The organism is Paenibacillus polymyxa (genome assembly GCF_018614975.1).
Classification (GTDB): Bacteria; Bacillota; Bacilli; order Paenibacillales; family Paenibacillaceae; genus Paenibacillus; species Paenibacillus polymyxa_E.
This window is the reverse complement of the sequence record NZ_JAGGNR010000019.1, coordinates 30,642-44,777: the sequence shown is the minus strand read 5'-3', so window position 1 is coordinate 44,777 and position 14,136 is coordinate 30,642. Positions and strand designations below refer to the sequence as shown.

Genomic DNA, 14,136 nt, shown 5'->3' with positions numbered 1-14,136 from the left:
CCATGGATTTTCAGGTATTACTGTTAACAATCGGTGTTTCATTTATTCTGGCGGTGATTGCCGCACCGCTCCTGATTCCGCTGTTACGTCGAATGAAATTCGGACAGCAAGTTAGGGAAGATGGGCCTCAGAGCCATTTGAAAAAAAGCGGAACACCTACAATGGGTGGAGTCGTCATTTTAGTTGCGTTCACATTGGCCTTTTTGAAATTTTCGGCAGTCAAGAATACAGACTTTTATGTCTTGCTCGTGGCTACGCTGGGCTTCGGGTTGATTGGCTTCCTGGATGATTACATCAAAATTGTGTTTAAACGTTCGCTGGGACTGACGGCCAGACAAAAAATGCTGGGCCAATTGTTCTTCAGTGCAGTGATGTGTTTCTTGCTGATCCAGAATGGACACAGCACAGCCATCTCTATTCCGGGTACGTCATTCTCGTTTGACTGGACCGGATGGTTCTATTATCCGTTTGTCGTATTCATGATGCTTGCCATTACGAATGCGGTTAACTTTACCGACGGTCTGGATGGTTTGCTGTCAGGGGTTAGTGCGATTGCCTTTGGCGCGTTTGCTATTGTGGCGATGCAAGCCACGTCGATGCCGGCAGCAGTGTGTGCAGCAGCGATGATCGGAGCCGTGCTCGGTTTTCTGGTATACAATGCACATCCTGCCAAAGTGTTTATGGGAGACACCGGTTCTCTGGGTATTGGTGGTGCAATTGGTGCGGTAGCGATTGTAACCAAAACAGAGCTTCTTTTTGTCATCATTGGAGGGATTTTTGTTATCGAGATCCTGTCTGTCATCATTCAAGTGGTATCATTCAAGACTCGTGGCAAGCGTGTATTCAAAATGAGCCCCATTCACCATCACTTTGAATTAAGTGGTTGGTCAGAATGGCGGGTTGTTATTACCTTTTGGGCGGTAGGCGCAATTTTGGCCGCTCTTGGACTTTATCTCAACAAGGGGTTGTAAATCATGAACCATCCTGATTCATATCGCGGACAACAAGTTGTCGTGCTTGGATTGGCCAAAAGCGGCGTACAGGTCGCCAAAGTGCTGGATCGTGCCGGAGCGAAGGTTACAGTGAATGATAAAAAGGAGAGAGATCAATGTCCCGAAGCTTCCGAATTGGAGGCTTTGGGAATTTCTGTTGTATGCGGAGGACATCCGGATGATCTGATTCACAGTGGTGTGAAGCTGGTCGTCAAAAACCCGGGTATCCCATACCATGCAGCTCCTGTGCAGCAAGCGCTGGCATTGGGCATTGAGGTGGTGACAGAAGTAGAGGTTGCCTATCATCTATGTGCTGCACCCATGATCGGTATTACAGGCTCCAACGGCAAGACAACAACAACCACTTGGGTGGGAAAAATGTTGGAACATGCCGGCCTCAAGCCCATTGTCGCCGGTAATATTGGAATACCTCTCTCTGAAGCAGCAGAGCAAGCTTCTCCAGATCACTGGATGGTTGTTGAGCTTAGCAGTTTCCAACTCAAAGGAACGGTTGATTTCCGTCCTCGGATTGCCAGCTTACTTAACGTTGCAGAGACGCATCTGGACTATCACGGGAACATGGATGATTATGTGGCTTCCAAAGCCAAACTGTTCGCCAATCAGCAGCCTGACGACGTAGCCATTCTGAATTGGGATGATGCGGTATGTCGTGGTCTGGTTCCTTATATCAAAGCCAGATTGATCCCCTTCTCGATGACCGAGAAATTGGAAACAGGTGTGTATGCAGATCCTCCTTATGTGGATGGCGAAGAGGATGATGTGAAGCGTCAGGTAATTTACGTGGATGAAAACGGAGATCAGCACATCATCATCGACATTGAGAACATTGGCATAGCTGGACGATTTAATGTGGAAAATGCAATGGCTGCTGTGGCGATTGCCGTAGCTGCAGGAGCTGATCCAGCGGTACTGGCTGCGCCGCTTGCAGATTTCAAGGCGGTTGAACACCGACTTGAATATGTTCTGGAGCATAATGGCTCTGCATACTACAACAACTCCAAGGCAACCAATTCAAAGGCTACGGTCATGGCCCTGAATTCGTTCAAGGAACCGGTCGTATTAATTGCCGGAGGGCTGGATCGTGGGTCAGACATGATGGAGTTGTTACCCTTGTTTCAGGAACGGGTAAAAGCTGTCGTTGCAATTGGAGAGACACGGACAAAAATTGCCAAGGTCGCGGAACTTGCCGGATTAAAGCAAATTAAGGTCGTCGATAATGAGGAGAACGCTGCCCTGACGTTAACCGTTGCTGTGCAGGAAGCATCGAAGCTTGCCAGTGCCGGTGATGTCGTTTTGTTATCCCCGGCATGTGCAAGTTGGGACATGTTTGCTTCCTATGAAGAGCGGGGACGCATTTTTAAAGAGGCGGCGCATAACTTGTAAGTAGGGGGGTGGAAAAGCCCCTACTTCCATGCAAGGGGTGGCCTCCTGATGAAACAGACGCGACCGGCACCAGATATTTGGTTGCTGATTTGTATTTTGGCATTGCTTGCCATCGGCATTATTATGGTATATAGTGCGGGCTCGGTGCTTGCCTTTCATGACTATGGCGATTCATTTTATTTTGTAAAAAGACAGGCCCTGTTTGCGGTGCTTGGGCTTGTGGCCATGTTCGTAACTGCTAACGTAGACTACCGGGTGTGGAGGAAATATGCCAAGCCTATATTGATTGCCTGTTTTATTATGCTCATTGCGGTGCTCATTCCTGGAATCGGTGTGGTTCGTGGTGGTGCACGAAGTTGGCTGGGCATTGGTTCGTTCGGTATTCAGCCCTCAGAATTTATGAAGCTGGGCATGATTCTGTTTCTCGCTCACTGGCTGAGCAAGGAACCGGGCAAAATCAAAACCTTCACATCGGGGCTTCTGCCACCGCTGGGATTGATCGGGTTGGCTTTTGGAATTATTATGCTGCAACCTGATTTGGGGACTGGCACCGTGATGATGGGCGCATCGATGCTTATTATTTTCACAGCCGGAGCGCGAATGAAACATCTGAGCTTGCTTGCTCTTGGCGGCGTAGCGGGGTTTGCAGCTTTGATTGCAGCAGCACCCTATCGGTTGCAGCGTATCACAGCATTTTTGGACCCGTGGTCCGATCCGCTGGGTGCCGGATATCAGATCATTCAATCGTTATACGCGATTGGTCCTGGTGGACTGGCGGGATTGGGACTGGGTATGAGCCGGCAGAAGTACAGTTATGTACCTGAACCGCAAACGGACTTTATTTTTAGTATTTTGGCCGAAGAACTCGGCTTTATAGGTGGAATGATTGTATTATTGTTGTTTCTGGTGCTGGTGTGGAGAGGGATGCGTGTAGCCATGACCGTTCCGGATGCCTTCGGCAGTCTGCTTGGTGTTGGTATCGTAGGTATGGTCGCCGTACAGGTCATTATTAACATTGGTGTTGTCATTGGCATGATGCCTGTTACGGGTATTACATTGCCTCTGATCAGTTACGGCGGATCATCATTGACCCTCATGCTCACAGCACTGGGCATTTTAGTGAATTTATCCCGTTATGCGAGGTGACTATGCGATGCGAGTCGTTCTAAGCGGTGGTGGTACGGGTGGACATATCTATCCGGCCGTTGCCATAGCAAGACAATGCGAGGCGGAGAATCCGGACTCGACATTTCTATACATCGGAGGAACCAGAGGGCTGGAAAGCAAGCTGGTTCCCCAAGAAAATATTCCTTTTAAATCCATTGATATTACGGGCTTTCGACGGAAATTGTCCATCGAAAACCTGAAAACGGTCATGCGTTTCATTCAAGGTGTACGCAAGTCCAAAAAAATGCTGAAGGAATTCAAACCGGATGTTGTGATTGGTACAGGTGGATATGTATGTGGACCTGTGGTATATGCAGCAACAAAACTGGGAATTCCGAGTATAATTCATGAACAGAACGCCATTCCTGGTCTGACGAACAAATTTTTGATGCGTTATGTGGACACAGTTGCCGTTAGCTTTGAAGGTTCTGAAAAATCGTTTTCCGGCGCAAAAAAGGTGATCTACACTGGTAATCCGCGAGCGACTACCGTAGCTCAGGCTAGCCGTGATCGTGGTTTTGCCACGTTAGGTGTACCGATGAACAGCCGTGTTGTTCTCGTAGTTGGTGGAAGTCGCGGAGCTAAAGCAATCAATCAGGCCATGGTGGAAATGGCTCAAATGCTGGAACAACTGGACGATGTACATGTGGTTTACGTGACAGGTGATACCTATTTTGATGAAACGCGTGAAGCCATTCGCAGCTCATTGGGTACGATGCCAAACCACCTGCATGTCCTGCCTTACGTGCATAATATGCCTGAGGTGCTTGCCTGCACATCCTTGATTGTAAACCGCGCAGGTGCATCATTCCTTGCGGAGATTACATCACTGGGTATTCCTTCTATCCTGATTCCGTCACCTAACGTGACTAATAATCATCAGGAAGCCAATGCACGCACGCTTGAGGGTGGAGGCGCATCACTCACGATGCTGGAGAAGGATCTTACAGGCAAAGCCCTGTATGAAGCCATCGCCAAGATTATGAATGATGAATCGGGACGCAAACGAATGGCTGAAGCTTCCCGGAAACTGGGGAAACCCGATGCAGCTGAAGTGCTTGTTCATGAAATTCAGCGTCTTGCTGCACGCCGATAAAGTGCCTTTGTGGGCGATTGTCACACACAAGACGGGGCTGACATAAGATACCGTATAAATCGTGACCATCGTTCCATGGCGCCAGAACACGGTCTGTAGCAACAGAACATACCGTGCTCATCGGTTTTGAAGCAAAGGAGGAAGCAAACATGCATCAGTGGATATCGTTACTATCCCAGAATAATGTTGGCAGAGTTCTTGAAAACGAATCGCTAGCCAAATACACCACATGGAAGATCGGCGGTCCTGCGGATGCACTGGTCATTCCCGAGAATAAAGAGCAGATGATGAATCTCGTTCAATTGCTTCACACGTATCAGATTCCGTGGATGCAACTTGGACGGGGCTCAAACATGCTGGTGTCAGACAAAGGAATACGTGGTGTTGTGGTGAAACTAGGCGAGGGCTTTGATTATGCCGAATTTCACGAAGGCGGTGTAACCGCCGGAGCGGCGCATTCTTTTGTTAAACTCAGTGTGGTTGCTGCCAAAAAGGAATGGACCGGTCTGGAATTCGGCAGCGGTATACCCGGCACTGTCGGTGGAGCTGTGTACATGAATGCAGGCGCGCATGGATCGGATGTGTCACGGATATTCAAATTCGCTGAGATTGTACTGGAGACAGGGGAATTGGTACGTTACAGCAAGGAGGACATGGATTTTGCCTACCGCCACTCTGTTCTGCATGATCGGAGAGGCATTGTGCTGGAAGCTACATTTGAACTCCAGCATGGAGAGCGCAACGTCATTTCGGAGACCATGGCGGCTTACAAAGATCGCCGGCGCTGCACACAGCCACTGCAGATGGCATGTGCAGGTAGTGTATTCCGAAATCCACCGGGTGATCATGCAGCCCGACTGATTGAAGCAGCTGGGCTGAAAGGAATGACTCAGGGAGGCGCACAGGTATCCACCATGCATGCCAATTTCATTGTTAATACAGGCCAAGCAACAGCAGAGGACGTTATCACCCTAATGCAGCAGATTCAGAGCACTATATCATCTCAAAACGGTATTAACCTGGTACCGGAAGTCTTCGTAGTGGGTGAGCGGTAAACCCCGGAGGTGATACATTGGACAAATTGGTGATTGAAGGCGGGAAACCCCTCTCAGGATCCATACGCATCCATGGAGCAAAAAATGCCGCTTTACCGATTATGGCCGCAAGTTTGTTGGCAGATGGAGAAGTTACACTGCATAACGTTCCACACTTGCTGGACATTGAAGTGATGCTGTATATCCTGGAACGGCTTGGATGCACGTGTCGGCATGAACAGGGAACAGTGACGATTAATACCTCGTCTATCCGGTCATATGATGTGCCAGAAGATCTAATGAAGCAGATGCGCTCTTCCATTTTTTTGATGGGACCATTGCTGGCTAAGTTTGGGCAAGTGTCAGTGTATCAGCCAGGCGGTTGTGCCATTGGAGAACGCAAAATTGATCTTCACCTCCGGGGCCTGGAAGCGCTCGGAGCCTTGATTGAAGAGCAGGACCAACAGATTATCTGTCATGGGCACAATCTGGTGGGTACAGATATTCATTTGGATTTCCCGAGTGTGGGAGCGACTGAGAATATCATGATGGCAGCCGTTATGGCTAAAGGGACGACAACCATTTGTAACGCGGCAAGAGAACCTGAAATACAGGACCTGCAACACTTTTTGAATGCTATGGGTGCAAGCATTATTGGTGCAGGAACGAATACAATTACGATCAATGGCGTTGAGAAACTGAAGCCTTGTTCCTATGAGATTATACCGGATCGAATCGTTGCCGGAACCGTAATGATTGCAGCAGCAGCAACAAGAGGCAATGTTACGCTTACACACTGCAATCCTGCGCATCTTACTTCACTTATACATGTATTGAAGCGCACTGGTGTTCAAATCACAGTCTGCAATGATATAATGACGGTGAGCTGTATGAGCCGTCCCAAATCAGTAGACCGTATTGTGACTTCTCCGTATCCTTCGTTTCCGACAGATTTGCAATCGCAAATCATGGTGCTGCTCAGTCTGGCAGACGGATTCAGTGTGATGAAGGAAACGGTATTCGAGGGCCGGTTCAAACATGTGGATGAACTGAATGTGATGGGGGCTGATATTTCAGTCGATCTGAACGCAGCATTTATCCGTGGTGTTCCCCGTCTGTACGGGGCTACAGTAGAAGCAACCGATCTTCGTGCAGGTGCAGCTCTGGTAATTGCTGGTCTGGCTGCTCAAGGCAAAACGGTTGTGGAGCAAGTGCATCATATTGACCGGGGCTACGATCAGATCGAGAAGTTATTCCAAAGTCTTGGAGCATCGGTTGAGCGACAGTCGCCCGTTTCGAAACAGTTGGATTTTGCCAATTAACGTCCTTGGCGTCCCCTTCTTGAAGGGAGGGGACCTGAGGCTTTGTGGAGCGCTACTTATGCCTAAAAGTCAAATTCCGGTTCTGAAGAAGAATCGGCCAAAAGGAAACACAAGCCGCAAAATTGTAATTATTCTCTTATTATTATTTATTGTATTGCTCGCTGTATTATTCTTTCGTTCTTCCATGAGTCGGATTTCGGCAATTGAAATTACGGGTAATGTATATACAGCAACTTCAGAACTGCTGGAGAAAAGCGGGCTGAAGGAAGGCGAACAATTTTTTGGGACAAGTACTGCCGAGGTTATTGAGCGTCTCAAGACCATCAAGGCGATTTCCACCGTTACTGTGGACAAGCAATTTCCGGGTATTATCCATATCAAGGTTCAGGAATATGCCACGGTTGCTTATGAGCTTGGTTCTGACGGTACCCTAAAAGCGATATTAGCCAGTGGGACAAGCTTGACGGTTCCGGCAACAATTGGTGTTGCTGTGGAGAAGCCCATATTGACTCAATGGAAGGCTGATGATCCACTCAAAGCCAAACTGAGCCAGACACTGGCTAAAATTCCAAATGAATTGACGACGGATATTTCGGAAATTATTCCGAACCCAACGCCTTCATTTCCGGATCAGATTCGGATGTATACCAAATCGCAGTTTGAAGTGATTACAACCGTGTCTCTTTTATCGGATAAAGTGGAGTATCTGAATCAGGTGATTGAGACCGAACGGCCTGGGAAAATCACCATGCTTGAGGCAGATACCTATGTCCCTTTCATTCCGGATGACCCGGAAGATGATGCTGAACCAGGAGCAACCCCCTGATCTTTGCCACTGTGAGGCTGGACTGAATATAAAGCCTAGGCAGGTCGGGGTTTGACCCCGTCAGAGCAATGAAACTTGTTCTTTCTGAGATGAAGAAAAAATGATACACTTGAGCTTATGGCACATGAGTTGCCTCCTTCTTTTTTCTTCAAGGTTTTATGTCTGGCAACCAGATTTTGACACCCAAAAACATTGTAGAAAAAAGAGGGAAAGCCTGAAGTGTGTTGAATATGTTTTAAGAGTGTTTAAATTCGAACGTAATTTACTATTGGAGTCAGGAGGTGCCACAGACTTGAGCAACAATGACATCATTGTTAGTTTGGACATCGGTACATCCAAAATTCGCGCTATTATTGGGGAAATGAATAATGGAACCTTTAATATTATAGGAGTTGGATCTGCCGACTCGGAGGGAATTCGCAAAGGTGTAATCGTAGATATCGATCAGACGGTGCAGTCGATTCGCAACGCAGTGGATCATGCAGAACGTATGGTAGGTATTCAAATATCCGAAGTGTATGTTGGAATCTCGGGAAATCATATCGGACTGATGAGCAGTCACGGCGTCGTGGCTGTGTCTAACGAGGACCGTGAAATCGGAGAAGAAGACATGGAACGGGTGTTGAAAGCAGCCGAAGTCATTGCAGTTCCGCCGGAACGGGAAATTATTGATGTTGTCGCCAAGCAATATGTTGTAGATGGCTTGGAGGGCATACAGGACCCCCGTGGTATGATTGGTGTTCGTCTGGAAGTTGAAGCAACAATCATAACGGGTGCAAAAACCGCGATACATAATCTTTTGCGCTGCGTGGAAAAAGCGGGTCTGAAAGTAAGCGATCTGGTTCTCATGTCGCTTGGAGCGGGTCAACTGGCTTTGTCTAAAGATGAAAAAACGATGGGTTCAGTGCTTGTTGATATCGGAGCAGGTGCAACAACCATCGCCATTTTTGAAGAAGACAGTCTTGTTGCAACATCAACGTTGCCTATAGGTGGGGAATTCGTAACAAATGATATCGCCTATGGCTTACGCACGTTAACGGATCAGGCGGAGAAGGTGAAACTGAAATATGGCTGCGCCTGGTTGGATGATGCTGCCGCGGATGTGATGTTCAAAGTCACCCGAATTGGCAGTAATGTAGACAAGGAGTTTTCACAGGAGGATCTGGCAGCAATTATTGAACCTAGGGTTCAGGAAATATTCCAGATGATATCCCAAGAAGTGAAGCGTCTTGGTTACAACGAGCTTCCTGGAGGTTATATACTAACGGGAGGTACAGTCTCTATGCCGGGGGTTCTGCAGGTTGCTCAGCATGAGCTTGCTGCTTCGGTACGAGTTGCAGTTCCGGATTATATTGGTGTGCGTGACCCTGGGTTTACAAGCGGAGTCGGCATATTACACAGTGTAATTCGCAGTTTGCGTATTCGTCCCTCGATCAATAACGGCGGTGGAAATAACAACAACAATACTAACAACAAGAAACCGACCAACCGTCCGAAGCCAAATGCAGCACAGGAATCGGAGCAAAAACCCGGTCTCTTCGAGCGGCTGAAGAATATGTTCAGCGAATTTATATAACAGGTTGGATCCATTTCATACATTCTTGAAGCCGTCTGAATGCGCCGGTACTAAAATAAACGCTTTCGTTCGTTGATATATGAAATTGATTCGGTTCAAATCAAAAATTGGACGGGCCATCCATGCACATTGAGGGGGAGATGGAATAATATGTTGGAATTTGATTTCGAGATGGAGAGCTTGGCTCAAATTAAAGTCATCGGTGTAGGCGGCGGCGGAAGCAATGCAGTCAACCGTATGATTGAAAATGGTGTACAAGGTGTTGAATTTATTACGGTGAATACGGATGCGCAGGCGTTACACCTGGCGAAATCCGAGCATAAATTGCAAATCGGTGATAAATTGACTCGTGGTCTTGGTGCTGGCGCCAACCCGGATGTAGGTAAAAAAGCAGCGGAAGAGTCCCGCGATCTGATCATGAACACGTTGAAAGGTGCAGACATGGTATTTGTTACAGCCGGTATGGGCGGTGGTACAGGTACAGGTGCGGCTCCGGTTATTGCTGAAATCGCCAAAGAGTGTGGTGCACTTACAGTGGGTGTCGTAACTCGTCCATTTACATTTGAAGGACGCAAACGTTCCAGCCATGCAGAGCAAGGTATTGAAGCTCTCAAGGAAAAAGTCGACACACTGATCGTTATTCCTAATGATCGTTTGCTTGAAATCGTAGATAAAAAGACACCTATGCTTGAAGCGTTCCGTCAAGCGGATAACGTACTTCGTCAAGCGGTACAAGGTATCTCTGATTTGATCGCTGTACCGGGTCTGATCAACCTTGACTTTGCTGACGTCAAAACGATTATGCATGAACGTGGTTCTGCCCTTATGGGGATTGGTGAATCAACAGGTGAGAATCGTGCCGCAGAAGCAGCACGGAAAGCCATTATGAGTCCCTTGCTTGAGACTTCCATTGAAGGTGCTCGCGGCGTAATCATGAACATTACGGGTGGCGTTAATCTGTCCCTGTATGAAGTGAACGAAGCGGCAGAGATCGTAACGTCTGCTTCCGACCCGGAAGTAAACATGATCTTTGGTGCCATCATTGACGAAGACCTGAAAGAGGAGATTAAGGTTACGGTTATTGCAACTGGTTTTGAAGATAAACCTGCTCCACCACCACCAGGACGTAAGCCAGCTCCAGCAACAGCGGAGACGACAGATACGCGTTCACCGAACCTGCGTCCTTTTGGAAATCAGCCGAGCAATGATCAGCTGGACATTCCGACATTTTTACGCAATCGTTCACGCAATAATAACAACGATTAATACCAAATCAATTTATTGGAAACCCGGTACTCCTTATGGAGTGACCGGGTTTTTTCTGTTTATTTAGATATCATAGCATACAGCAATGAACAAATTCTGAACAAACGGCCTGAGCAATTCCGACAAAAAAAGTTGGAACCACACCCCCATGATTAGACAGACTTTGAGCAGGGGGCTCCGTATACTTGTGAATATGCTCATGAATATCAGGATATCGGGTACCGGTATTTCGATATGTTGCGCGCAGGCAGGTGAAGACTTTGGTTGTTTATGTGGATCTAATTTTTTTGACAAACCTGTGTATTGACGGTGCACTCATCGGAATGACCGCCTGGATGCGCAAGACAAAACTGGTTTGGTGGCGATGGTTGCTGTCAGCCATTGTGGGTGCATTATATGTGGTCATGATGTTTGTACCGGAGTTTGATTTTATGTTCACTTTTTTGATTAAGTTCGGTTTCTCACTGGTCATGCTTACGATTGCTTTTGGTTTTAATGGTCTGCAGGCTTTTGCGAGGACGCTCGGTACCTTCTATGTGATTAATTTTGTCGCTGCCGGAGGTATTCTGGGTGTGCATTACATGCTTCAGAGCTCCGGTGAGTTGTTTAACGGCATTTGGTTCACGGCTTCTGGCGGTATGTCATTTGATCTGAAAATTGCTTTCTGGTTCACGTTTATCGTATTTTTTGCTGTCCTGTTTTTATTCAAAGCTGTGCAGAGCTCAAAACGGAAAACGGATCGCATGACGACCTATTTGGGCAAAGTTGAGGTTTGCATCGATGAGGTAGTCATTTCTTGTACAGGCCTTCTGGATACGGGCAATCAACTTACAGATCCCTTATCGCGTATGCCGGTCATGGTGATGGAGGTTTCGTTATGGCAAGACATGTTACCTGCTTCATGGAAAGGTAGACTCAAGGACGAGGCGCCGGACAACCTTATTCTGGAGCTTGATCAGGAAAGTTTTCAGTGGCAGGATCGACTGCGGCTAGTGCCTTATCGGGGCATTAACAAAGGGACTGCGTTTATGCTGGCAATGAAGCCGGACCGGGTGAAGGTGACGATGGAGGAAACATGTTATGAGACGACAAGGGTACTCATTGGGCTGGATGGAGGTGTTTTGTCGTCGGATGGGAAATACCAGGCCGTGATTCATCCTGAACTTGTGCAAGACGCTGCTTCTGCGCAGTCTACGGCTCTCTCTGCGGGAGCAACAGAAAAGCCGCTGAATGTGGTATAGGAGGAACGTACATGCTTGTGAAATGGAAACTGGTGGCGCAGCTGCAATATTACCGTCTGTTATTTTTGTTGGGGCTCAAAAGCGAAGAGATCTATTATATTGGGGGAAGTGAGGCACTTCCGCCGCCTTTGACAAGGGAAGAAGAAGAATTTTTACTGCAAAAATTATCCTCGGGAGACTCTGCCATTCGCGCGATGCTTATTGAGCGCAATCTGCGTCTGGTGGTGTACATTGCACGGAAATTTGAAAACACAGGAATCAACATTGAAGATTTGGTCTCCATTGGAGCTATCGGATTGATCAAGGCAGTTAATACATTTGACCCGGAAAAGAAAATTAAACTGGCAACCTATGCTTCACGTTGTATCGAAAATGAAATTCTGATGTACCTGAGACGTAATAGTAAGATCCGAACTGAAGTTTCTTTTGATGAACCGCTTAACATTGATTGGGATGGAAATGAACTATTATTATCCGATGTATTGGGTACAGAAAACGATACAATCTATCGGAATATTGAAGAGCAGGTAGACCGGAAACTTTTGCACAAGGCACTGGAAAAATTAACGGAGCGCGAGCGAATGATTATGGAGCTCCGTTTTGGCCTGACGGATGGGGAAGAAAAGACGCAAAAAGATGTAGCGGATCTACTGGGAATCTCCCAATCCTACATCTCTCGTCTCGAAAAAAGAATCATTAAAAGACTCCGCAAAGAGTTCAATAAAATGGTCTGAAATACATCATTGGTCAGAATGGGTATTACTGGCAAGGGTGCCAAGTACGAATAAAAAAGCCTGCCCCGGAGATAATGTACATTAATGTTTCTCCTTGGGAGGTAAATCACGATGACCCGAAACAAAGTCGAGATTTGTGGCGTGGACACCGCAAAATTGCCTGTCCTCACCAATACTGAAATGCGGGAATTGTTTCATTCCCTTCAGCAACACCATGATCGCTCAGCAAGAGAGAAATTAGTGAATGGCAACCTGCGTTTGGTACTCAGTGTCATTCAGCGTTTTAACAATCGGGGGGAGTTTGTCGATGATCTGTTCCAGGTTGGTTGCATCGGCCTGATGAAAGCCATTGATAATTTTGATTTATCCCAGAATGTCAAATTTTCAACCTACGCGGTGCCGATGATTATCGGTGAAATCCGTCGATACCTGCGTGATAATAACCCGATTCGGGTATCTCGCTCTTTGAGGGATATAGCTTACAAAGCGCTTCAGGTCCGTGACAGCCTGACGAATAAAAATTCCCGGGAACCGACGATATTCGAAATTGCGGAAGTACTGAATGTGCCGAAGGAAGATGTTGTTTTTGCATTGGACGCCATTCAGGACCCGGTCTCGCTCTTCGAACCGATTTATCATGATGGTGGAGATCCGATCTATGTTATGGATCAGATCAGCGATGACAGAAACAAAGATGTGTCATGGATCGAGGAAATTGCACTCCGTGAAGCGATGCATCGTCTTGGTCAGCGGGAAAAAATGATTCTGTCGATGCGGTTTTTCGAAGGGAAAACCCAGATGGAAGTGGCTGATGAAATTGGCATTTCCCAGGCTCAGGTATCACGTCTGGAGAAATCAGCGATACAGCAGATGCAAAAACATGTAAAGTCGTAACACGATGCAAAGGCAGGCGGACGATCAATCGGGGCAGTATATACCGTTGGTCGTCTTTTTGTTTTGGACCGTTTCCACATTCGATGAAAAACAGGACATTTTTCGCCCTTGAAACATATATTGTATAGAAGCGTGAAGAACGGGCAGAAGAGGAATAACAGGGGGCGGAAATGAATGAAAGTAAATACGAGCGAAGTAGCGGCACGAGGCATGAAAATCTCGGACTTTCAGACAAAGGATGTCATTAACATTACGGATGGTAAACGCCTCGGTCAGATCAGTGATTTGGAGCTGGATCTGAAGCAGGGACGAATTGAAGCGATTGTAGTCCCAGGGTACAGCCGTTTTATGGGTCTTTTTGGCGGGGGGACGGATCTGGTGATTCCCTGGAGAAATATCGTGAAGATTGGTTCAGATGTGATTCTGGTGAAGATGGATGAGGTGAAGGAAAATACGTATGACGAGCGTGATCGCGAAGCGCGCCTGTATGACGAACAGCAGCATAACCGCACAGAGCGTGTGGAACGCATTGAACGATCAGACCGTAATCAGCGTCGAACGATATAAATGAGACAGAATGTGGC

At 47.2% G+C, this 14,136-nt stretch carries 13 protein-coding genes; all 13 read left to right on the top strand.

From position 1 onward, the window contains the following. The first annotated feature begins 2 nt into the window (after positions 1–2). The 13 genes from mraY to J7E78_RS17585 all read left to right on the top strand — a co-directional run bounded on the left by mraY (position 3) and on the right by J7E78_RS17585 (position 14,119). Positions 3–971, top strand: a complete 969-nt coding sequence (mraY, locus tag J7E78_RS17645; protein WP_047843751.1) for a phospho-N-acetylmuramoyl-pentapeptide-transferase — start codon at positions 3–5, stop codon at positions 969–971. Between the two features lie 3 nt (positions 972–974). Next, on the top strand, positions 975–2,396 hold the full coding sequence (gene murD, locus J7E78_RS17640; protein ID WP_215077515.1) for a UDP-N-acetylmuramoyl-L-alanine--D-glutamate ligase: 1,422 nt from the start codon (positions 975–977) through the stop codon (positions 2,394–2,396). A gap of 48 nt (positions 2,397–2,444) precedes the next feature. Then, the gene (gene spoVE / locus J7E78_RS17635) at positions 2,445–3,542 is read left to right on the top strand and encodes a stage V sporulation protein E (RefSeq protein ID WP_074095851.1); all 1,098 of its coding nucleotides are present in this window, start codon (positions 2,445–2,447) and stop codon (positions 3,540–3,542) included. A gap of 7 nt (positions 3,543–3,549) precedes the next feature. After that, positions 3,550–4,659: an undecaprenyldiphospho-muramoylpentapeptide beta-N-acetylglucosaminyltransferase gene (gene murG / locus J7E78_RS17630; RefSeq protein WP_215077514.1), complete on the top strand. Its 1,110-nt coding sequence runs from the start codon at positions 3,550–3,552 to the stop codon at positions 4,657–4,659. A 149-nt stretch (positions 4,660–4,808) separates the two neighbouring features. Then, the gene (murB, locus tag J7E78_RS17625; protein WP_215077513.1) at positions 4,809–5,714 is read left to right on the top strand and encodes a UDP-N-acetylmuramate dehydrogenase; all 906 of its coding nucleotides are present in this window, start codon (positions 4,809–4,811) and stop codon (positions 5,712–5,714) included. Between the two features lie 17 nt (positions 5,715–5,731). Further along, entirely contained in the window at positions 5,732–7,015 is a 1,284-nt protein-coding gene (gene murA, locus J7E78_RS17620; protein WP_215077512.1) for a UDP-N-acetylglucosamine 1-carboxyvinyltransferase, read from the top strand. Positions 7,016–7,073: 58 nt separating this feature from the next. Beyond that, on the top strand, positions 7,074–7,841 hold the full coding sequence (locus J7E78_RS17615) for a cell division protein FtsQ/DivIB (protein WP_091014077.1): 768 nt from the start codon (positions 7,074–7,076) through the stop codon (positions 7,839–7,841). A 292-nt stretch (positions 7,842–8,133) separates the two neighbouring features. Then, positions 8,134–9,417: a cell division protein FtsA gene (ftsA, locus tag J7E78_RS17610; protein WP_215077511.1), complete on the top strand. Its 1,284-nt coding sequence runs from the start codon at positions 8,134–8,136 to the stop codon at positions 9,415–9,417. A 150-nt stretch (positions 9,418–9,567) separates the two neighbouring features. Continuing rightward, a complete protein-coding gene (ftsZ, locus tag J7E78_RS17605; protein WP_017687306.1) occupies positions 9,568–10,683 on the top strand; it encodes a cell division protein FtsZ in 1,116 nt (371 codons plus the stop codon). A gap of 260 nt (positions 10,684–10,943) precedes the next feature. After that, positions 10,944–11,924: a sigma-E processing peptidase SpoIIGA gene (spoIIGA, locus tag J7E78_RS17600; RefSeq protein WP_215077510.1), complete on the top strand. Its 981-nt coding sequence runs from the start codon at positions 10,944–10,946 to the stop codon at positions 11,922–11,924. A gap of 11 nt (positions 11,925–11,935) precedes the next feature. Beyond that, entirely contained in the window at positions 11,936–12,658 is a 723-nt protein-coding gene (sigE, locus tag J7E78_RS17595) for an RNA polymerase sporulation sigma factor SigE (RefSeq protein WP_017687308.1), read from the top strand. A gap of 111 nt (positions 12,659–12,769) precedes the next feature. Then, the gene (sigG, locus tag J7E78_RS17590; RefSeq protein ID WP_017687309.1) at positions 12,770–13,552 is read left to right on the top strand and encodes an RNA polymerase sporulation sigma factor SigG; all 783 of its coding nucleotides are present in this window, start codon (positions 12,770–12,772) and stop codon (positions 13,550–13,552) included. A gap of 174 nt (positions 13,553–13,726) precedes the next feature. Then, positions 13,727–14,119, top strand: coding sequence for a YlmC/YmxH family sporulation protein (locus tag J7E78_RS17585; protein WP_251035120.1), 393 nt, complete (start codon positions 13,727–13,729; stop codon positions 14,117–14,119). The last annotated feature ends 17 nt before the right edge of the window (positions 14,120–14,136 follow it).

Bases quoted from the DNA above. Each gene is read 5' to 3' on its own strand.
- mraY (WP_047843751.1), top strand. From the start codon at position 3: ATGGATTTTCAGGTATTACTGTTAACAATCGGTGTTTCATTTATTCTG.
- murD (WP_215077515.1), top strand. From the start codon at position 975: ATGAACCATCCTGATTCATATCGCGGACAACAAGTTGTCGTGCTTGGA.
- spoVE (WP_074095851.1), top strand. From the start codon at position 2,445: ATGAAACAGACGCGACCGGCACCAGATATTTGGTTGCTGATTTGTATT.
- murG (WP_215077514.1), top strand. From the start codon at position 3,550: ATGCGAGTCGTTCTAAGCGGTGGTGGTACGGGTGGACATATCTATCCG.
- murB (WP_215077513.1), top strand. From the start codon at position 4,809: ATGCATCAGTGGATATCGTTACTATCCCAGAATAATGTTGGCAGAGTT.
- J7E78_RS17615 (WP_091014077.1), top strand. From the start codon at position 7,074: ATGCCTAAAAGTCAAATTCCGGTTCTGAAGAAGAATCGGCCAAAAGGA.
- ftsZ (WP_017687306.1), top strand. From the start codon at position 9,568: ATGTTGGAATTTGATTTCGAGATGGAGAGCTTGGCTCAAATTAAAGTC.
- sigE (WP_017687308.1), top strand. From the start codon at position 11,936: ATGCTTGTGAAATGGAAACTGGTGGCGCAGCTGCAATATTACCGTCTG.
- sigG (WP_017687309.1), top strand. From the start codon at position 12,770: ATGACCCGAAACAAAGTCGAGATTTGTGGCGTGGACACCGCAAAATTG.
- J7E78_RS17585 (WP_251035120.1), top strand. From the start codon at position 13,727: ATGAAAGTAAATACGAGCGAAGTAGCGGCACGAGGCATGAAAATCTCG.